This is a genomic window from Kosakonia sp. ML.JS2a, assembly GCF_025642095.1.
Lineage (GTDB): Bacteria > Pseudomonadota > Gammaproteobacteria > Enterobacterales > Enterobacteriaceae.
Genome location: NZ_CP106754.1, coordinates 2,403,526 through 2,423,335, shown reverse-complemented (window position 1 = coordinate 2,423,335; position 19,810 = coordinate 2,403,526). Strand labels below are relative to the sequence as shown.

Genomic DNA, 19,810 nt, shown 5'->3' with positions numbered 1-19,810 from the left:
ACTGTCTTTGTGCCCTGATTTGCATAACACATTGTTAAGAGGTTCATATTTTCTGTGGGATAATAGCAATGACGACTCCCCACAACAGATATGACCCTGATGCGTAAAACCGATTCCCCGATCTGGCAAAGCCAATGGATAGCGCTACTGTTGACTGGCGTTCTTGCCGGTGTGGCAGGCATGTTGATAGCCCTTCTGCTACATGAAATCCAGCATCTGGCTTTTGGCTACAGCCAGCGGTCGCTGATTGGCGGGCCGCCTTTCCTGCAGGGAGTAAGCGATGCCAGCGCGCTGCGCCGTCTGGCTGTGCTCAGCGCGGCAGGAATTGTTGCGGGCTGCGGGTGGTGGCTACTGGCGCGTTATGCCAAAAAACGCGTCAGTGTCAGTACGGCAGTGAACGATGTCACGCAGCCGATGCCCACCGTCACCACGTTGTGCCATGCCTTTCTTCAGGTCATTACTGTCGCGATGGGCTCTCCGCTAGGCAGAGAAAGCGCGCCCCGCGAAGTTGGCGCACTGCTTGGTGGCAGCATCGCCCGCTTTTATGGATTGAGTGCACAGGAGACAAAACGGGTGATTGCCTGCGGTGCGGGCGCAGGGCTGGCTGCGGTCTATAATGTTCCACTTGCTGGCGCAATTTTCACGCTGGAAGTGTTGCTGGTCACCATTAGCTGGGATGCAGTGATCGCGGCTGTCGTCACGTCAGCCGTTGCCGCATTCGTCGCGTCACTGGTACTGGGCAATGAGCGCCAGTACCTCTTCAGCGCCCCGAAAGCGCCCTTTTCGCTTATCGTTTGGGCAATGCTCTCAGGCCCGCTTTTCGGTTATGCGGCAAGCCTTTTCCGGCGCATGACGAAAACCGCGCGGAGACAGGTCAAAAGTAACTGGCAGATGCCCGTATTCTGTTTTATCGCTTTTGCCTGCCTTGGTCTGCTCTCAATCTGGTTTCCCCAGTTGCCGGGAAACGGACGCGGCCCGGTACAGTTGAGCTTCGGCGGCGGCGTAACGTTGCCGTTGGCGGCGATCCTGATTGGCCTGAAAGTATTGAGTATCTGGCTGGTGCTGCGTAGCGGTGCGGAAGGTGGCTTGCTGACACCCGGTCTGGCGATTGGCGCGTTGCTTGGCGCACTGATGTTCCTGATTGTTGGATCCTTTTTCCCCAACGTGGATATGGCGGAATTCGCGCTGACAGGGGGAGCAGCCTTCCTGGCGTCCTCAATGCAGATGCCGCTGACCGCCATCGTGCTGCTAATGGAGTTCACCGGGATGGACTTCAGCTTTTTTGTGCCGCTGACGTTATGTGTGGCGGGTGCCTACATGACCTGCCGTTATTGCGAGAAAGCGGAGTAAAAAGGCTGGTCGTTCATTGACCAGCCTTGTGCGTCCTGATCAGAAACGGTAACCCGCGGAGAACATAAACACCCACGGATCCAGACGCGTGCTGACACTCTGCTGCTGGCCGTTGTGTTTAAAGCGCACATCCGTATCAATATCCATGTACCACACCGACATGTTAATCAGCCAGTCGCGGTTGATTAAGTAGTCCAGCCCCACCTGCCCGGCCGCACCCCAGGAGTCTTTCAGGCTTAAGTCGGAAAGCCCCGCCTCTTTACCGGTATCGTTGAATTTTTCGTTAAAGAAGGTGGTGTAGTTGATGCCCGCGCCAACATAAGGCCGCACAGCGCTTTTGGCATCGCCAAAATACCATTGCGCCATCAAGGTCGGCGGAAGATGACTGACGGTGGCGATATCGCCGGTGGGTTTCGTGCCTACGTGGTGGCGAAACGGCGTTGCCGCCAGCAGTTCAACACCGACATTATCGGTTGCCATCCACGTCATCGTGAGACCCAGTTGGGTATTGTTGCTGACATTAAAGCTGCCCAGGCTGCCCAACACATTATCAGAACCTGCTGTCGGACGGACGGTGGCGGAACCGGCACGAAAGAAAAATTCGCCTGCTTCGTGCGCGTACGCGCCCCCGGAAAGACTGCCCAGAATCAATGCTGCCACGGCTAATTTTTTCATATCCACTCCATGATTAGGGTTTTTAACGCGCCGTGAATATACCTACAACTGGGTACAAAGTGATCTAACACAGATCACACTTGATGCTGTAATTTAACATTCATTGATCTGAGATAATTTTTACCGCCAGACACAATCATTAACTTTTGTATTCACATCAATTTTTGCCAAACAGATACGTTAAAAAATTCCCCTGTTTCCATCTTGTGCGCCTGTTTATGCGGCGCTAAGTTAGTGGCCTGACAATATGTGTTGATGCGTCGTTAAGTGCAGGTACGTTATGAGTTCACTCAATCCGTGCATGTCGTGCGGAGCCTGTTGTGCGTATTTTCGGGTCTCTTTCTACTGGGCTGAAGCGGATGATGCTGGCGGCCCTGTCCCGGCTCAACTCACTGAGCCACTTACTCCGTTTTTGCGCTGTATGGGCGGAACCAATCAGAAACAGAGTCGTTGCGTGGCACTGGAAGGGATACCCGGTCAATCCGCGCGGTGCAGCATTTACGAAGGACGTCCGTCGCCCTGTCGCGAATTTGCCATGTCCGGCGAAGCGGGTCTGGTGAATGAAGCCTGCGATCGCGCCCGTGCACAGTACGGATTAGCGCCTCTTTACAAAGATATGCTTTTCCATACAAGCAGTGATGCTGCCACTGAGGATGTATTCAGGGTACAATTGCCTGATATTTAACATCGCAATACTCAAGGAGAGTGCATGTCTATCACGGCGAAATCCGTTTACCGTGACACGGGGAATTTTTTTCGTAATCAGTTTGTTACCCTTTTACTGATTGCATTGTTGTGCGCATTTATTACCGCAGTGCTGGGGCATGCTTTTTCGCCCAGTGAAGAGCAACTCTCTATTTTAAGTGAAGGTGATAATCTGGCAGGCAGCGTGGGTTTGTTTGAACTGGTGCAAAATATGACGCCGGAACAGCAAAGCGTACTGCTGCGCGCGTCAGCCGCGTCAACGTTTTCCGGTCTGATCGGCAACGCCATTCTGGCAGGCGGCGTGTTGTTAATGATTCAGATGATCTCAGCCGGTCATCGCGTTAGCGCGCTGCGCGCCATCGGTGCCAGCGCCCCGGTGTTGCCTAAGCTGTTTCTGCTGATCCTGCTGACCACGTTTATGGTGCAGATCGGTATTATGTTTATCATTGTACCTGGTGTGATACTGGCCATTTTGCTGTCGTTTGCCCCTGTTATCCTTGTTCAGGATAAAACCGGCATCTTCGCCTCTATGCGCAGCAGTATGCGCCTTAGCTGGACCAATATGCGCCTGGTGGCACCCGCGGTGATGGGCTGGCTGCTGGCGAAAACGCTGTTGCTGCTATTTGCACATAATCTGGCGGTGTTTACCCCGGAAGTGGGTGCGGTGATCGCCAATACCCTGAGTAATCTGATCTCAGCCGCGTTACTTATTTATCTGTTCCGCCTCTATATGCTGATGCGTGCGTGAATAGCCTGACTGCCCGGCGGGCAGTCCTCTTGATGGAATCGTTGAATGAAGCAGTTTCTTGATTTTCTGCCCCTCGCGCTCTTTTTCGTGGTTTATAAGATGTACGACATTTTCGCCGCGACCAAGGTGCTGATCGTGGCCTCTGCCATCGTGCTGATTTACTGCTGGATCCGCTATCGCAAAGTGGAAAAAGTGGCGCTGATTACGTTCGTGCTGGTGGCCATCTTTGGTGGGTTGACCATCAAATTCCATGCGGTGGAGTTTATTAAATGGAAGGTCACGGTGATTTACGGTCTGTTTGCCGTTGCCTTATTGTTCAGCCAGTGGGTAATGAAAAAGACGCTGATTCAGCGCATGCTGGGTAAAGAGCTGACCCTGCCGGACGCCGTGTGGTCAAAACTGAACATTGCCTGGGCACTCTTTTTTATTGCTTGCGGCCTGGCCAATATTTATGTCGCGTTCTGGTTATCCTTTGATACCTGGGTTGATTTTAAAGTCTTTGGCCTGACCATCCTGACGCTGATTTTCACCGTGCTTAGCGGCGTCTATATCTACCGGCATATGCCGCCGCAGGACGATAAATCCTGACCATGACACGCCAGGCCCAGCGCCTGGCTTTTTCTGTGTTCTCCGCCACAAATTCGTAGTAGCATCCCGCCATAAATCCCTCATTACAGAAGAGATAACAATGACAACCACTCAGGACGCTCCTCACGGCGAACTTGTCTTACGCACATTAGCAATGCCAGCAGACACCAATGCCAACGGCGACATTTTCGGCGGTTGGCTGATGTCACAGATGGATATCGGCGGCGCCATTCAGGCCAAAGAGATCGCCCATGGGCGTGTCGTGACGGTACGGGTTGATGGCATGACGTTTCATCGTCCGGTGGCTGTGGGCGACGTCGTCTGCTGCTACGCGCGCTGCGTAAAACGCGGTACTACGTCAATAACCATCAATATCGAAGTGTGGGTGAAAAAAGTGTCGTCTGACCCGATTGGTCAACGCTACAAAGCAACCGAAGCACTGTTTATTTACGTGGCCGTCGATAACGAAGGGAAACCCCGCCCAATCCCGGCGCAGGAATAAAAAAACTGCACCTTAATCCGTCAGAAGTCTGACGTTTGGGGTGCAGTCGATACTGCTGGCGGCGTTACTCCATGCTCGCGCCGCCATTCAGCCGGAAGACGACGTTCACGATCAGGCCTGAACCCGGTTTACCTGCCTCATAGCGCCATTTACGCATGGCGGCTTTCACTTCACGCTCAAACATATTGGCAGGCTGCGCCGACAGAACTTCAACGTTCTCAACGCGACCATCGGGTGTGACATCGAATTTGACCCGCACACGCCCCTCAATACGCAATGCCTGGGCGCGTGCCGGATATTGCGGCTGGTTACGACTCAACGCGCGCGGTCCGGTCGGTACAGAGGGTGCCGGTTTAGTGGTCGCCGCAGACGGTGTCGGGTTAGTCGCCGGGCGCGCAGGCACATTGCTCTCAGATGGTGATGCCTGCGTCGGCTCGGCCGGTTTTACATCGCGCTTCGGCTGCTCAACTTTTTTCTCGGGTTTCGGCTTCGGCTTGGGTTTCGGTTTCGGCTTCTCGATCACCACGGGCGCTTCTTTCAGCGGCTCAGGAATCGGTTCCGGTTCAGGCTCGGGTGTCGCAACCGGTTCTGGTGGCTGTACAGCTTGCGGGGGTTCCAGATCGGCAGGCGCAACCATCGTCACCGAAATAGGTTGAGCAGGTGCGGGCAATTCAACAACCTGATGTACCGAGGTATAGAGCAGACCCGCCACGACGGCTCCGTGAATACCAACGGACAACAGCGTCGGCCAGGGAAAGCGGCGAGGTAAATCAAGGGTCATTGAAGTCATAATCATGTCAGTTAAAAAACCAGGTCTCGATTTTAAATGCAAATAGCAATCATATTCAACAAGCCATCACGTCCGGCGGCAATTTTGACCTTCTGATGCGTAAAAAAACCGCAAACTCCCCATGGTTATCCATCGGGCAAATCTTTACATTGCAGTCATGCGGTCTTTCACATAACGTTATGGCTTTCCGATAGGTAAGGAGCTGTATCCGTGCTTTACGTTATTTTTGCTGAAGATATCGCTGATTCTCTTGAGAAACGTTTGTCCGTGCGCCCTGCTCACCTGGCGCGGCTGCAATTGCTGCATGATGAAGGGCGTCTATTGACCGCCGGGCCGATGCCTGCTGTCGACAGTAACGATCCGGGAGCCGCGGGTTTTACCGGTTCAACGGTGATTGCTGAGTTTGAATCCCTGGAAGCTGCTCAGGCCTGGGCACAGGACGATCCTTACGTGGCAGCGGGTGTTTACCAGAACGTGACGGTTAAACCGTTCAAAAAGGTATTTTAACCTTCATCCCGGCCGGGCAAAGGTTGTGAGATGGCATAAAAAGACCCGCACCAGACGGGTCTTTTTTTATGCAGAGACACTTAAAAGCGAGATGGCGAACCCAGCGGTACTTCGGCATCCGGCTCGCGGGTGATGCGGTTACGCAAATCGCGGCGGATAAGTTCAATCGCCCAGAACCAGAAAATATGCCCAACCAGCTCAGAAATGTATTCGTCAACTGGCAGATCGGCCAGACCCGGTGTTAAGCCGAGCAGTGGGAACGAGATCCAGTGGACGCAAATGGTCGCCACAATCCCTGCCCATACCCCTTGCCATAATTTCACTTTCGGGAACACTTCCGCTACCACGCAATACCCAATGGCAAACACCAACGAGAAAATAATATGCGTGACCATAACCGGATTGATGATGTGTTCAGAGAAAGTATAAACAGTATGGGTCGGATCAATACCCAGATAATCGCGTAAGAAAAGATATGGTGGATTAAACTCATCGCGACCGCCAGAAAAAGTCCTTGGCGGCAACGGTACTTCAGCGCCCCATTTTACAAATGCTGATAACACACCCGCAATAATGCCGACAAAGAAGGCTACGCCAAAGCGGCGTCTTGCTGGTTCCGTTCTAACAAAATAATCCTTAAGTGCCATAGTAGTCCCATTTATTCATAACGTATTAATTTCGCTGAACAATGTTCTATGAGCAAATGACGGCGCATGTTGATCAAGATCACACTTACGTATCTTTACATGGCAAATGGCTATTTTCAGCACTTATTGTAACTGCATTTCTTTTTATTTCACGTGCGACAATAAGCGCCTCATTAATTGCCAGGCGTGACAGTTAGTTTTTCTTTTAAAATATGAGGAAATAATGAAGAAATATGAAAAAGCATTCAATAACACAATCAGAAAGAACACTTTTTTTATAAGGTTAATGGCCTATGCTTTTTGAAAACAAATTAATGATGACAACACCGGCAATAATCAACCCCATTCCCAGCATCGCCGGGAGATCAAGTTTTTGCCCGTGCACAAACCAGCCCACGATGCCAATCAACACAATACCGGCACCGGACCAAATTGCATAAATCACACCTGTCGGGATACTGCGCATCGGAATGGTCAGACACCAGAAGGCGATGCAATACCCGGCAATACTGATAACGCTGGGGATCAGACGAGTAAAACTGTCGGAGGATTTCAGCGCGGTCGTTGCGATAACCTCAACGATGATGGCAATGCCAAGAAATATAAGTGCTTCTTTATTCATTGATTTTAACATCCGCAGGTTAACACTTACTCATCACCAGACGGGTGGCGGTAAAAGGATAAACAATGAGGCTATCGTAACCGACATACAGCGCGTGCTCATGATCGAGTCAACATCACTTTGCCGACATTCACGTGGCCATAAAATAACAATGGGCACCGTTATCGGTGCCCAACGTAATCAGATATCGTAAATAGCAAACAACAACACATTACGATGGCGGTTCACACCGCATTTTCTGATAGCGTGGATGCGCATGTTACGGCGCGACTGCGCTTCAAGCCAGCGTGCTTTCCGGCGGCCTATCTGCCGCAGCATACGCCAGCGCCCCACTTCCGGACGACTACGCTTCATTTTTACGACTCAGTGCTTAACGGAAACGCCATTATAGTCTGTCGTCCGCGTCAGACCAGCGCTTTTGGGCGTTTTTATTTGCCAGATGAAGCCGGATGCGTAAACTCACTGAATGACGTTTTGAAAAGGATTTTTATTTATGTCCACCTTTTACACCGTAATGAGCTGGCTGATCGTCTTAGGTTACTGGCTACTGATTGCTGGTGTGACCCTGCGTATTTTGATGAAGCGTCGGGCGGTCACCTCCGCCATGGCATGGTTGTTGGTTATCTACATTCTGCCGCTGGTCGGGATCATCGCCTATCTCTCACTCGGCGAACTGCACCTCGGGAAACGTCGCGCTGAACGAGCACGCGCCATGTGGCCTTCCACCGCCAAATGGTTAAAGGACCTGAAGAATTTCAAACGTATTTTTGCCGAAGAGAACAGCAGCGTCGCCGCATCACTGTTTAAACTCTGTGAACGCCGCCAGGGCATTGCGGGCGTAAAAGGCAACCAGTTACAGCTGCTTACCAGCTCTGATGATGTGATGCAGGCGCTGATCCGCGATATTCAGCTCGCCCGGCACAATATTGAGATGGTTTTCTATATCTGGCATCCTGGCGGTATGGCGGATCAGGTAGCCGAGTCTCTCATGGCGGCAGCGCGACGCGGCGTACATTGCCGCCTGTTGCTCGATTCCGCAGGCAGCGTAGCGTTTTTCCGCAGCCCGTGGGTAGGGATGATGCGCAATGCCGGTATCGAGGTAGTGGAGGCGCTCAAGGTAAACCTGATGCGTGTTTTTCTTCGCCGCATGGATTTACGCCAGCACCGTAAAATCGTGCTTATCGACAACTACATCGCCTACACCGGCAGCATGAATATGGTCGATCCTCGCTTCTTTAAACAAGATGCCGGCGTCGGTCAGTGGATCGATTTGATGGCGCGAATGGAAGGCCCAATTGCCACAGCGATGGGGATTATTTACTCCTGTGACTGGGAAATTGAAACCGGCAAGCGCATTCTCCCGCCGCCGCCCGATGCCAACATCATGCCATTCGAGGAAGCCAGCGGGCATACCATCCACACGATCGCATCAGGCCCAGGGTTCCCGGAAGATTTGATCCATCAGGCGCTGCTCACGGCGGTTTACTCCTCGCGTGAGTATCTGATCATGACAACGCCTTATTTTGTGCCGAGTGATGATTTACTGCATGCGATTTGCACCGCCGCGCAACGCGGTGTGGACGTCAGCATTATTCTGCCACGCAAAAACGATTCTGTTTTGGTAGGCTGGGCCAGCCGCGCATTCTTTACCGAATTGCTGGCGGCTGGAGTAAAAATTTATCAGTTTGAAGGCGGCCTGCTGCACACCAAGAGCGTGCTGGTGGACGGCGAGTTGAGTCTGGTCGGCACCGTCAATCTGGATATGCGCAGTTTATGGCTTAATTTCGAGATTACGCTGGTGATCGACGATGCCGGATTCGGTGGCGATCTGGCAGCCGTACAGGACGACTATATCTCCCGTTCACGGCTTCTTGATGCGCGATTATGGGTCAAACGCCCTTTCTGGCACCGAATCGCTGAACGACTGTTTTACTTCTTTAGTCCGTTGCTGTAAAACGTGCCCAACTGAAGTGAAGAGGTAATCATGGAAATGGATCTGAATAACCGCCTGACCGAAGACGAAACGCTCGAACAGGCTTATGACATCTTCCTCGAACTGGCGGCGGATAATCTCGACCCGGCGGACATCATTCTGTTCAATTTACAGTTTGAAGAGCGTGGCGGTGCGGAGCTGTTCGATCCGAGCGAAGACTGGCAGGAGCATGTGGATTATGACCTCAACCCGGACTTCTTCGCTGAAGTGGTCATTGGGCTGGCGGAAACGGACGGCGGCGAAATTAACGATATTTTCGCACGTGTTTTATTATGCCGCGAGAAAGACCATAAGCTTTGCCATATTCTCTGGCGCGAGTAAGCGGCAGAAACAGAAAGGGCTGACAATCGTCAGCCCTTTTTTCATGCCGTCAGATTACAACGGGTCGACTTTCAGGCAGGAGACTGCATGGCGGAAACTGCCCTCCAGCACCGGTCGGGTTTGCGCGCACTCTGGCCCGGCAATCGGGCAGCGGGTACGGAACACACAACCGGATGGCGGGTTGATCGGTGAAGGCAAATCCCCTTCCAGCAACTGGATGGTCTTGTTCTTTTCCTGATCCGGATCCGGTACCGGCACCGCTGACATCAGCGCTTTGGTGTACGGGTGCAACGGATTCTGGTACACCTCATCATAGGTTCCCAGCTCCACCGCATGGCCAAGGTACATCACCAGTACGCGATCGGAGATGTGTTTCACCACCGCCAGATCGTGGGCGATAAAAATCAGCGACAGCCCCATTTCTCGCTGCAATTTTTGCAACAAGTTCACCACCTGAGCCTGAATTGACACATCGAGCGCCGACACAGGTTCGTCACAGATGATCAGCTTCGGTTCAAGGATCAGCGCACGCGCAATACCGATACGCTGGCACTGGCCACCGGAGAACTCATGCGGATAACGGTTGATCAGGTTCGGCAGCAGGCCCACCTTCATCATCATCGTTTTTACGCGATCCCGAACTTCCTGACGCGGCATTTTAGGGTGATAGGTACGCAGTGGCTCCGCAATGATCTCACCGATGGTCATACGCGGGTTCAGCGAAGCCAGCGGATCCTGGAAAATCATCTGGATGTCGCTGCGAACCTCGCGCCACTCATCGGGTTTCATCCCCAGCAGATCTTTGCCCAGCCAGGCCACTTTACCGTCGGTGGCTTTCACCAGGCCGATGATTGCGCGCGCAAAGGTGGATTTCCCGCAACCTGACTCGCCAACCACGCCAAGCGTTTCCCCTTCGTACAACCGCAGGGTAACGCCATCAACGGCTTTCAGCGTCTTCGCCGGTTGCCAGAACCACTGTTTGCCGTCTTTAATGTCGAAATGCACTTTCAGGTCGGCAATTTCGAGCAGCACTTTTCTCTCTTCAGTTACGGCATTCATACCAGTTCCTCCACCGACTTATAGCAGGCGCGCAAGCGACCCGGGGCAAATTCCTCCAGTGGCGGAGCACTGTTACAGATTTCCATCGCGTGCGGGCAGCGCGGCTGGAAAGGACAACCTTTCGGCAGACGCAGCAGGTTTGGCGGGTTACCCGGAATAGTCAACAACGACTCGCCTTCCGCATCCAGACGCGGTACCGCATTTAACAGGCCAATAGAGTACGGGTGAGAAGGATGGTAGAAGACATCCCGAGCCTGCCCGTATTCCATCGTACGCCCGGCATACATCACCAACACTTTGTCACAGATCCCCGCCACCACGCCGAGGTCGTGGGTGATCATAATGATGGCGGTGTTAAATTCGCGTTTCAGCTCGTTCAGCAGCGTCATGATCTGCGCCTGCACGGTAACGTCCAGCGCCGTGGTGGGTTCATCTGCGATCAGCAACTTCGGCCGGCACAGTAACGCCATCGCAATCATCACGCGCTGGCGCATACCGCCGGAAAACTCGTGCGGGTACATGCGCATGCGCTTACGCGCTTCCGGCATTTTCACCGCATCCAGCATTTTGACAGACTCTTCGAATGCTTCACCTTTGCTCATGCCTTTGTGCAGCATCAGCACTTCCATTAACTGCTCGCCAACACGCATATACGGGTTCAGCGACGTCATGGGATCCTGGAAAATCATCGAGATCTGTTCGGCACGCAGCTTGTTCAGCACATGCTCTGGCAAATTGAGGATCTCTTTGCCATTGAACGTGGCCGAGCCACCAATACGACCGTTGGCCGCCAGCAATCCCATCAGCGCAAACGCCGTCTGAGATTTACCGGAGCCGGATTCGCCCACAATACCCAACGTTTCACCGGCGCGCAGTGAGAAGTTCAGGTCGTTTACAGCCGTAACATCGCCGTCCGGAGTCTGGAAAGTGACCCGTAAGTCTTTGACATCCAGCAGAAGATCCGATTGCTGCCGCGTCGCCGACGCTAATGAGGTTTCTGTAATGCTCATGACAGCACTCCTTAACGATCTTTCGGGTCGAGGGCATCACGCAAGCCATCGCCGATAAAGTTGAAACAAAACAGGGTGACAACCAGGAATCCCGCCGGGAACAACAATAACCACGGAGAGACTTCCATTGAGTTTGCGCCATCGCTCAACAACGCCCCCCAACTGCTCAGCGGCTCCTGGGTCCCCAAACCGAGGAAGCTGAGGAACGATTCGAACAGGATCATGCTGGGAACCAGCAGTGATGCATAAACCACCACAACCCCCAGCACGTTCGGCACGATATGCCGAACGACGATATTCACCGTTGAAACGCCGCCAACCTGAGCCGCTTCAATAAACTCTTTACGCTTCAGACTGAGCGTTTGCCCGCGAACGATACGCGCCATGTCCAGCCAGGAAACCATGCCGATTGCGACAAAAATGAGCAGAATATTTTGCCCAAAGAAGGTCACCAGCAGGATCACGAAGAACATAAAGGGGAAGGAGTTGAGGATTTCCAGCAGACGCATCATTACGGAGTCGGTTTTACCACCCAGATAGCCTGACAGCGAGCCATATAGCGTCCCAACGATCACCGCCACCAGCGCCGCTGCAATGCCCACCATCAGCGAAATGCGCCCGCCAATGGCCACGCGCACCAGCAGGTCGCGACCGGATGAGTCCGTACCAAAATAGTGGCCTGACTCCATATCCGGCTTGCTGGACATCATGCCCCAGTCGGTATCAAAGTAGGTGAACTGCGACACCATCGGCGCCAGCGTAACGAACAACGCAATCAGCAGCAGTACCGCCAGGCTGGCAACCGCGGCGCGGTTATGCATAAAACGACGGCGTGCATCCTGCCACAGGCTTCGACCTTCGACTTCGAGTTTTTCACTGAAGTTTTCCAGCGCCTCGCTGTTTTTCTTACTTAACATCATGGCGTACTCCAGTGTTAATAACGGATCTTCGGATCGATAACGGCATACAGCACGTCAACAATCGCGTTAAACATAATCGTCAGCGTACCGACCAGGATGGTCAGGCTCAGCACCAGAGAGTAGTCACGGTTCAACGCACCGTTAACAAACAGCTGACCGATACCCGGCAAACCATAGATGGTTTCAATCACCATGGAACCGGTGATAATGCCGACAAACGCAGGCCCCATATAGGACAGCACCGGTAACAGCGCAGGTTTGAGCGCATGGCGGAAAATAATCCGCCGCATCGGCAGACCTTTCGCGCGGGCAGTACGGATAAAGTTTGAGTGTAATACCTCAATCATCGAACCACGTGTGATACGGGCGATACTGGCGATATAGGCCAGCGATAATGCCACCATTGGCAGGATCATGAATTTCAGCGCACCGCCGTTCCAGCCCCCTGCAGGCAGCCACTTCAGCATAATGGCGAAGATCATCACCAGTAACGGTGCAACCACGAAACTCGGAATAACCACGCCGGTCATCGCCAGCCCCATGACCGAATAGTCCCATCGGGTGTTCTGGTTCAGTGCGGCGATAACCCCCGCCGTCACACCGAACACCACGGCCAGCAAGAAGGCTGCCGCGCCCAGTTTTGCGGAAACCGGGAAACTCGCCGCGACCAGATCGTTGACCGTGTAATCTTTGTATTTAAAGGACGGTCCGAAATCGAAATGCGCGAGCTGTTTCAGGTAACTGAAATATTGCGTCAGAATCGGATCGTTTAAATGGTATTTCGCTTCGATATTCGCCATCACTTCTGGCGACAGCGCACGCTCACCGGTAAAAGGACTCCCCGGCGCAAGGCGCATCATGAAAAACGAAATAGTGATAAGAATAAAAAGTGTTGGAATCGCTTCAAGACAGCGACGTAGGATAAATTTCAACATTGCCCGTACCTTCTGGCCTGTGCCTTTTACACATTCTCTTGCAGACGACCATAAAGCCGCCCGGGAATGATGTGTATTCTGTTGCGATGAAAATAAGACACTGTGGGACAGGTTTCCCTGCCCCACTCATTGCCATTAATGCTTGATAATATACAAGTTTTTAACGTAGATATTATCCATCGGGTCTTTACCGGTGTAACCACCAACCCACGGTTTCACCAGACGGGCGTTAACATAGTAGTAAACCGGGACAATCGCCGAGTCTTTATCCAGTTGCTGTTCAGCTTTGGAGTAGAGATCTGCGCGCTGTGATTCTTCGGTTACTTTCAGCGTATCGCCAATCAGCTTATCAAACGCCGGGCTCTTATAGTGCGCGGTGTTGTTGGAGCTGTCGGACAGCATGGTGTTCAGGAAGGAAGTCGGTTCGTTGTAGTCCGCACACCAGCCGGCACGCGCAACATCAAAGGTGCCCTGATGACGGGTGTCGAGGAAGGTTTTCCACTCCTGGTTTTCCAGCTTAACGTCTGCGCCGAGGTTTTTCTTCCAGATGGAAGCAACAGCAATGGCCAGTTTTTTATGCAGGTCAGATGTGTTGTACAGCAGGCTAAATGACAACGGTTTGTCAGCCGTGTAACCGGCTTCCGCCAGCAGTTTTTTCGCTTCGGCGTTACGTTGTTCCTGCGTCATTTTGAACCATGCCGGTTCAGTCAGTTTTGCACCATCGGTGTACGGCGGGGTGTAGCTGTATGCCGGCAGGTCGCCCTGGTTTTTCACTTTATTGACGATGATGTCGCGATCCAACGCCAGTTTCAGCGCGGTACGTACGCGAACGTCAGTGAACGGGGCTTTCTGGTTGTTGATTTCATAGTAGTAAGTACACAGGTACGGATCGACGTGTACTTCTTTAGGAATCTCTTTTTTCAGCTTCTGGAACAGTTCAATCGGCATGTTGTTATAGGTCATGTCGATTTCACCGCTGCGGTAGCGGTTCACGTCTGTCACTTCAGAAGAGATTGGCAGGTAAGTAACCTGATCGATAACGGTTTTTTTGTTATCCCAATAGTTGGTGTTGCGCTCAAGAACAATGCGCTCGTTGACCACCCAGTCTTTCAGTTTATACGCACCGTTGGTCACGATGTTTGCTGGCTGTGTCCATTTTTCACCGAATTTCTCAATGGTGGCTTTAGGCACAGCAGAAACGGAGGGGTGAACCAGCAGTTTGTAGAAATACGGAACCGGTTCACTCAGGGTCACTTCGAAGGTGTTGTCATCGATGGCTTTGACACCCAGATCGGTAATCGGTTTTTTACCGGCGATGATGTCATCGATATTCGCGATATGACCGTATTGCAGATAGCTTGCGTACGGAGAAGCGGTTTTCGGATCCGCCAGGCGCTGCCAGCTATAAACGAAGTCTTGCGCCGTTACCGGCGAACCATCGGACCATTTCGCGTCTTTACGCAGATGGAAGGTCCAGACTTTAAAATCTTTGTTGTCCCACTTCTCCGCAACACCTGCGGTCGGGTGGCCTTCAACATCGGAAATCAGCAGACCTTCAAACAGGTCGCGGTTGATGTTGGATTCCGGCACCCCTTCAATTTTATGCGGATCCAGAGATTGCACTTCAGAGCCGTTGTTACGGACCAGCGTTTGCTTCTCCGCCAGCTGAACACCTGCCGGAACGTCAGCAGCCATTGCTGCGTTACCGGTAATTAGCGCAGTTAGAATTCCCGCTGCTACCAGACTTTTTTTTGTGATGATGGACATTGTGTTGATACTCCACTCATTATAATTACTGACGTTGACGCCAGCCTGTTGTCCCCTGTCGGGGGCCTGATGAGCGCAGGAGCTTTTTGGCGCTATCAGACATCTGCTTTTTTACTGCTGCTATCACCGACTTTTTTATTACGGATCGCTCAAACGGCAACCTTACGTCGATTCTTTCACCCGCCTCCCCTGTCGAGGCGCGTCTTAATGCCGGAGAGAAACGTCATATATGAAAACGATTCTCATCTAATCTGTTTATTCTGCGAATTATAAGGCTCATAAAGAGAATGGGCGGAAAATATCAAATGCCTTCCGCTGCCGCCAATACAATTTGCAAATTTGTTAACCATTTCTCTTTTGCGGCACAGCGTTAGCCGCGAAGACGTGTCTGAACAGTCTCCCTGAGAATTTTTTATCTATGATTATCAATTAGATAAATGCGCATCACGACCATGTAATGCATTTTGGCAGATGACGTGGTTTTTTGCACAAAAAAACAACAACTGACCACTTTTTAGCACATTCATCTGCGATAAGATTGAAAGTACTAATATCATTTCAATTATGTCACGGCAAGCCCAATAGTATGATGTGAGGGAAATAACAGACGCATTTGCACACAATCTGCACAAGTCGGATTCATAAAACTTATACCCCGTTGATAATCAATCATTTTTCTGATTAGCGCAATTTATTATACTTACCGCCGTTTTGCGTATTCATCATATGTTTTACTGATTTTGCGTTTTCCTTCACAGCCGGTTAAGCCCGACTTAATTAATGCGATATATAAAATAATACATAGCGATTAATCATTGAGTAAATAAAGGAGGTGAATCAGTTCAGCAGTCCGGGGAAAATCGATTTAATACCGCCAACGATAAACTCAATTCCCAGCGCCATAAGCAGTAAACCCATAATACGCGTAATCACGTTAATGCCTGTCTGCCCGAGTAAACGCACCAGCCACGGGGCCATACGGAAAAGGCCCCATGAGCACAGAGCGAATAATGCAATGGCCACAGAGAAACCCAGCAGATATTCCACGCTGTGATAGCGTGTGCCCCACACGATCGTCGAACTGATGGCGCCGGGGCCCGCCATTAGCGGCAGTGCTAACGGCACCACGCCGATGCTTTCGCGGATAGCAGTTTCTGATTGTTCCTGTTTGTTCTGTTTATCCTCACCCAATTTGCCGCTGATCATCGACATCGCAATCGTCACGACCAGAATGCCCCCGGCGATACGGAAGGAATCAATAGAGATACCGAAGATCTGAAGAATGGCATCGCCGAGAAATAACGATGTCCACAGGATAATGGCAACAGACAGGTTGGCCGTGAGGTTGGTTTTATTTCGCGCCCCCGCCGTCTGATAGCTGGTCATACTAATGAAGACAGGAATAATGCCCACCGGGTTAACCAGCGCGAACAAACCGATAAAAAACTTAAAACAGGTCGTAAAATCAAACAATGTATGAATCACAGTACACTCCGCAACGTCGCCAGACTCAGTGAGAGAAAGGGGTGACAGAATAATCCATGCCGAAGATACGCGTTTTCTTTATTACATTCATCAGGATTTCTGTCGAAATCAACGGCAATACAACATGTTATTCAGTTGTGGGAATTGTGATAATCTTAGAGGGCGCTCAGTCAGATGCCATTAACATTTGATACAAACGCCCAAAAACGACCTTGCTGAAAGGTGTCAGCGTCACCGAAATTTGACGTAGATCACGCTAATACTACCTAAAACCAGGTAGTCTGGTGTCACCTAAAGAAAGTAAAAAAAGCGCTATTGCGTTGAGGCTCTTTCAGTAAATCAGTGGCATGTGGTTAGGCGTTAAGTATCTGTTTTTCTGTAATTTACGCAACCTGCAGCCGGTCTGTCTATACTCTCGTATTGGACAGCTGGTTTACTAAAAGAGTTTAACATTATCAGGAGAGCATTATGGCTGTTACTAATGTCGCTGAACTTAACGCACTCGTTGAACGCGTGAAGAAAGCCCAGCGTGAATATGCCAACTTTACTCAAGAGCAAGTAGATAAAATCTTCCGTGCCGCCGCCCTGGCTGCCGCAGATGCTCGAATCCCCCTCGCTAAAATGGCCGTTGCCGAATCCGGTATGGGTATCGTCGAAGATAAAGTGATTAAAAACCACTTTGCTTCTGAGTATATCTACAACGCCTATAAAGACGAGAAAACCTGTGGCGTGCTGTCTGAAGATGACACTTTCGGCACCATCACCATTGCTGAACCTATCGGCATTATTTGCGGTATCGTCCCGACCACTAACCCAACGTCTACTGCTATCTTCAAATCACTGATTAGCCTGAAGACCCGCAACGCCATCATTTTCTCCCCGCATCCGCGTGCTAAAGATGCGACCAATAAAGCGGCGGATATCGTACTGCAAGCGGCTATCGCTGCAGGCGCGCCGAAAGATCTGATCGGCTGGATTGATCAGCCTTCTGTTGAACTGTCTAACGCGCTGATGCATCACCCTGACATCAACCTGATTCTGGCCACTGGCGGCCCGGGCATGGTGAAAGCAGCATACAGCTCCGGTAAACCGGCTATCGGCGTGGGCGCAGGCAACACTCCGGTTGTGATTGATGAAACGGCTGATATCAAACGCGCCGTGGCTTCTGTTCTGATGTCCAAAACCTTCGATAACGGCGTTATCTGTGCTTCTGAACAGTCTGTCGTTGTTGTTGACTCCGTTTATGATGCTGTTCGCGAACGTTTCGCCAGCCATGGCGGCTACCTGCTGCAAGGTAAAGAGCTGAAAGCGGTTCAGGATATCATTCTGAAAAATGGCGCACTCAACGCAGCCATCGTCGGTCAACCGGCTTATAAAATTGCTGAACTTGCCGGTTTCACCGTTCCGACAACGACCAAGATCCTGATTGGTGAAGTGAAAGTCGTTGACGAAAGCGAGCCTTTCGCTCACGAAAAACTCTCTCCGACGCTGGCAATGTATCGCGCGAAAGATTTCGAAGATGCGGTAGAAAAAGCGGAGAAACTGGTCGCAATGGGCGGTATCGGTCATACATCCTGTCTGTACACCGACCAGGATAACCAGCCGGAACGCGTTGCACATTTCGGTCAGAAAATGAAAACCGCACGTATCCTGATTAACACCCCGGCTTCTCAGGGTGGTATCGGTGACCTGTATAACTTCAAACTCGCGCCTTCCCTGACTCTGGGTTGTGGTTCCTGGGGTGGTAACTCCATCTCTGAAAACGTTGGTCCGAAACACCTGATCAACAAGAAAACCGTTGCTAAGCGAGCTGAAAACATGTTGTGGCACAAACTTCCGAAATCTATCTACTTCCGCCGTGGCTCACTGCCAATCGCGCTGGATGAAGTGATTACTGATGGTCACAAACGCGCACTTATCGTGACCGACCGTTTCCTGTTTAACAACGGTTACGCAGACCAGATCACCTCTGTTCTGAAAGCGGCTGGCGTGGAAACTGAAGTGTTCTTCGAAGTTGAAGCTGACCCGACGCTGACTATCGTACGCAAAGGCGCTGAGCTGGCGAACTCCTTCAAACCGGACGTGATCATCGCGCTGGGCGGCGGTTCCCCGATGGACGCAGCCAAAATCATGTGGGTAATGTACGAACACCCGGAAACCCATTTCGAAGAGCTGGCGCTGCGCTTTATGGACATCCGTAAACGTATCTACAAGTTCCCGAAAATGGGCGTGAAAGCGAAAATGATCGCTATCACTACCACTTCCGGTACCGGTTCTGAAGTTACACCGTTTGCCGTGGTAACTGACGATGCAACTGGCCAGAAATACCCGCTGGCTGACTATGCCCTGACCCCGGATATGGCCATCGTTGATGCCAACCTGGTGATGGATATGCCGAAATCACTGTGTGCGTTCGGTGGTCTGGATGCGGTAACCCACGCTCTGGAAGCTTACGTGTCCGTACTGGCTTCTGAGTTCTCTGATGGTCAGGCGCTGCAAGCGCTGAAGCTGTTGAAAGAAAACCTGCCGGCTTCTTACAACGAAGGGTCTAAAAACCCGGTTGCTCGTGAACGTGTTCATAGTGCTGCAACCATCGCAGGTATCGCGTTTGCTAACGCCTTCCTCGGGGTGTGTCACTCTATGGCGCACAAACTGGGTTCTCAGTTCCACATTCCGCACGGCCTGGCTAACGCCCTGCTGATTTGTAACGTTATTCGTTATAACGCGAACGATAACCCGACTAAACAGACTGCATTCAGCCAGTACGACCGTCCGCAGGCTCGCCGTCGCTACGCAGAAATTGCTGACCATCTGGGTCTGACTGCTGCCGGTGACCGTACCGCTGCGAAGATTGAGAAACTGCTGACCTGGCTGGAAAGCATCAAAGCTGAACTGGGCATTCCGAAATCCATTCGCGAAGCGGGCGTTCAGGAAGCAGACTTCCTGGCCAACGTGGACAAACTGTCTGAAGATGCATTTGATGACCAGTGCACCGGTGCCAACCCGCGTTACCCACTGATCTCCGAGCTGAAACAAATCCTGCTGGATACGTTCTACGGCCGTGAGTTCAATGAAGGTGAACCTGCTGCAGCTAAAGCAGAGACCCCGGCAAAAGCGGACAAGAAAGCCAAAAAAATGGCTTAATGGCTTAATGGCTTAATGGCTTAATGGCTTAATGGCTTAATG

20 protein-coding genes are annotated in these 19,810 nt (G+C 51.6%); 9 read left to right on the top strand and 11 right to left on the bottom strand.

The genetic code is table 11. From position 1 onward, the window contains the following. The first annotated feature begins 99 nt into the window (after positions 1-99). Positions 100-1,350 carry a chloride channel protein gene (locus N7922_RS11645; protein ID WP_263100671.1) on the top strand — a complete coding sequence of 417 codons (1,251 nt, stop codon included), beginning with the start codon at positions 100-102 and terminating at the stop codon, positions 1,348-1,350. Between the two features lie 39 nt (positions 1,351-1,389). Here N7922_RS11645 and ompW read toward each other — a convergent pair whose 3' ends face one another. Beyond that, complete coding sequence (ompW, locus tag N7922_RS11640; RefSeq protein ID WP_263100670.1) at positions 1,390-2,025, bottom strand: outer membrane protein OmpW; 636 nt, start codon at positions 2,023-2,025, stop codon at positions 1,390-1,392. Positions 2,026-2,305: 280 nt separating this feature from the next. Here ompW and N7922_RS11635 point away from each other — a divergent pair, with 280 nt between their 5' ends. The 4 genes from N7922_RS11635 (at position 2,306) to yciA (ending at position 4,568) form a co-directional block, all read left to right on the top strand. Continuing rightward, a complete protein-coding gene (locus N7922_RS11635; RefSeq protein ID WP_263100669.1) occupies positions 2,306-2,710 on the top strand; it encodes a YkgJ family cysteine cluster protein in 405 nt (134 codons plus the stop codon). Positions 2,711-2,734: 24 nt separating this feature from the next. Continuing rightward, positions 2,735-3,478, top strand: a complete 744-nt coding sequence (locus N7922_RS11630; RefSeq protein ID WP_263100668.1) for a YciC family protein — start codon at positions 2,735-2,737, stop codon at positions 3,476-3,478. 45 nt (positions 3,479-3,523) lie between these two features. After that, positions 3,524-4,066, top strand: coding sequence for a septation protein A (locus tag N7922_RS11625; RefSeq protein ID WP_263100667.1), 543 nt, complete (start codon positions 3,524-3,526; stop codon positions 4,064-4,066). Between the two features lie 100 nt (positions 4,067-4,166). Further along, positions 4,167-4,568: an acyl-CoA thioester hydrolase YciA gene (gene yciA, locus N7922_RS11620; RefSeq protein WP_263100666.1), complete on the top strand. Its 402-nt coding sequence runs from the start codon at positions 4,167-4,169 to the stop codon at positions 4,566-4,568. A 64-nt stretch (positions 4,569-4,632) separates the two neighbouring features. Here yciA and tonB read toward each other — a convergent pair whose 3' ends face one another. Beyond that, positions 4,633-5,349 carry a TonB system transport protein TonB gene (gene tonB / locus N7922_RS11615; RefSeq protein WP_263100889.1) on the bottom strand — a complete coding sequence of 239 codons (717 nt, stop codon included), beginning with the start codon at positions 5,347-5,349 and terminating at the stop codon, positions 4,633-4,635. Positions 5,350-5,568: 219 nt separating this feature from the next. On the opposite strand from tonB, the gene N7922_RS11610 reads away from it, so the two are divergent. Further along, positions 5,569-5,865 carry a YciI family protein gene (locus tag N7922_RS11610; RefSeq protein ID WP_088237637.1) on the top strand — a complete coding sequence of 99 codons (297 nt, stop codon included), beginning with the start codon at positions 5,569-5,571 and terminating at the stop codon, positions 5,863-5,865. 80 nt (positions 5,866-5,945) lie between these two features. On the opposite strand, the gene N7922_RS11605 is transcribed toward N7922_RS11610, so the two are convergent. The 3 genes from N7922_RS11605 to N7922_RS11595 all read right to left on the bottom strand — a co-directional run bounded on the left by N7922_RS11605 (position 5,946) and on the right by N7922_RS11595 (position 7,488). Further along, the gene (locus N7922_RS11605; RefSeq protein WP_263100665.1) at positions 5,946-6,512 is read right to left on the bottom strand and encodes a YagU family protein; all 567 of its coding nucleotides are present in this window, start codon (positions 6,510-6,512) and stop codon (positions 5,946-5,948) included. A gap of 283 nt (positions 6,513-6,795) precedes the next feature. Next, positions 6,796-7,134 (bottom strand): SMR family transporter, encoded by a 339-nt coding sequence (locus N7922_RS11600; protein ID WP_263100664.1) that lies wholly within the window; start codon positions 7,132-7,134, stop codon positions 6,796-6,798. A gap of 180 nt (positions 7,135-7,314) precedes the next feature. Continuing rightward, positions 7,315-7,488 (bottom strand): YciY family protein, encoded by a 174-nt coding sequence (locus N7922_RS11595; RefSeq protein ID WP_263100663.1) that lies wholly within the window; start codon positions 7,486-7,488, stop codon positions 7,315-7,317. Between the two features lie 139 nt (positions 7,489-7,627). Here N7922_RS11595 and cls point away from each other — a divergent pair, with 139 nt between their 5' ends. Together cls and N7922_RS11585 are read left to right on the top strand one after the other, a co-directional pair. Continuing rightward, entirely contained in the window at positions 7,628-9,088 is a 1,461-nt protein-coding gene (gene cls, locus N7922_RS11590) for a cardiolipin synthase (RefSeq protein ID WP_263100662.1), read from the top strand. Positions 9,089-9,118: 30 nt separating this feature from the next. Then, positions 9,119-9,448 carry an HI1450 family dsDNA-mimic protein gene (locus N7922_RS11585; RefSeq protein WP_263100661.1) on the top strand — a complete coding sequence of 110 codons (330 nt, stop codon included), beginning with the start codon at positions 9,119-9,121 and terminating at the stop codon, positions 9,446-9,448. 54 nt (positions 9,449-9,502) lie between these two features. Here the strand turns inward: N7922_RS11585 and oppF are convergent, their stop codons facing one another. The 6 genes from oppF to N7922_RS11555 form a co-directional block, all read right to left on the bottom strand. Then, positions 9,503-10,507, bottom strand: a complete 1,005-nt coding sequence (gene oppF / locus N7922_RS11580; RefSeq protein WP_263100660.1) for a murein tripeptide/oligopeptide ABC transporter ATP-binding protein OppF — start codon at positions 10,505-10,507, stop codon at positions 9,503-9,505. Beyond that, the gene (locus N7922_RS11575) at positions 10,504-11,517 is read right to left on the bottom strand and encodes an ABC transporter ATP-binding protein (protein ID WP_263100659.1); all 1,014 of its coding nucleotides are present in this window, start codon (positions 11,515-11,517) and stop codon (positions 10,504-10,506) included. The genes oppF and N7922_RS11575 overlap by 4 nt, the downstream gene beginning before the upstream one ends. An 11-nt stretch (positions 11,518-11,528) precedes the next feature. Next, on the bottom strand, positions 11,529-12,437 hold the full coding sequence (gene oppC / locus N7922_RS11570; protein ID WP_263100658.1) for an oligopeptide ABC transporter permease OppC: 909 nt from the start codon (positions 12,435-12,437) through the stop codon (positions 11,529-11,531). Positions 12,438-12,451: 14 nt separating this feature from the next. Further along, complete coding sequence (gene oppB, locus N7922_RS11565; protein ID WP_263100657.1) at positions 12,452-13,372, bottom strand: oligopeptide ABC transporter permease OppB; 921 nt, start codon at positions 13,370-13,372, stop codon at positions 12,452-12,454. 135 nt (positions 13,373-13,507) lie between these two features. Then, positions 13,508-15,139 carry an oligopeptide ABC transporter substrate-binding protein OppA gene (oppA, locus tag N7922_RS11560; protein ID WP_263100656.1) on the bottom strand — a complete coding sequence of 544 codons (1,632 nt, stop codon included), beginning with the start codon at positions 15,137-15,139 and terminating at the stop codon, positions 13,508-13,510. Between the two features lie 837 nt (positions 15,140-15,976). Beyond that, positions 15,977-16,624 (bottom strand): YchE family NAAT transporter, encoded by a 648-nt coding sequence (locus N7922_RS11555; RefSeq protein WP_263100655.1) that lies wholly within the window; start codon positions 16,622-16,624, stop codon positions 15,977-15,979. 468 nt (positions 16,625-17,092) lie between these two features. On the opposite strand from N7922_RS11555, the gene adhE reads away from it, so the two are divergent. Next, on the top strand, positions 17,093-19,768 hold the full coding sequence (adhE, locus tag N7922_RS11550) for a bifunctional acetaldehyde-CoA/alcohol dehydrogenase (protein ID WP_263100654.1): 2,676 nt from the start codon (positions 17,093-17,095) through the stop codon (positions 19,766-19,768). The last annotated feature ends 42 nt before the right edge of the window (positions 19,769-19,810 follow it).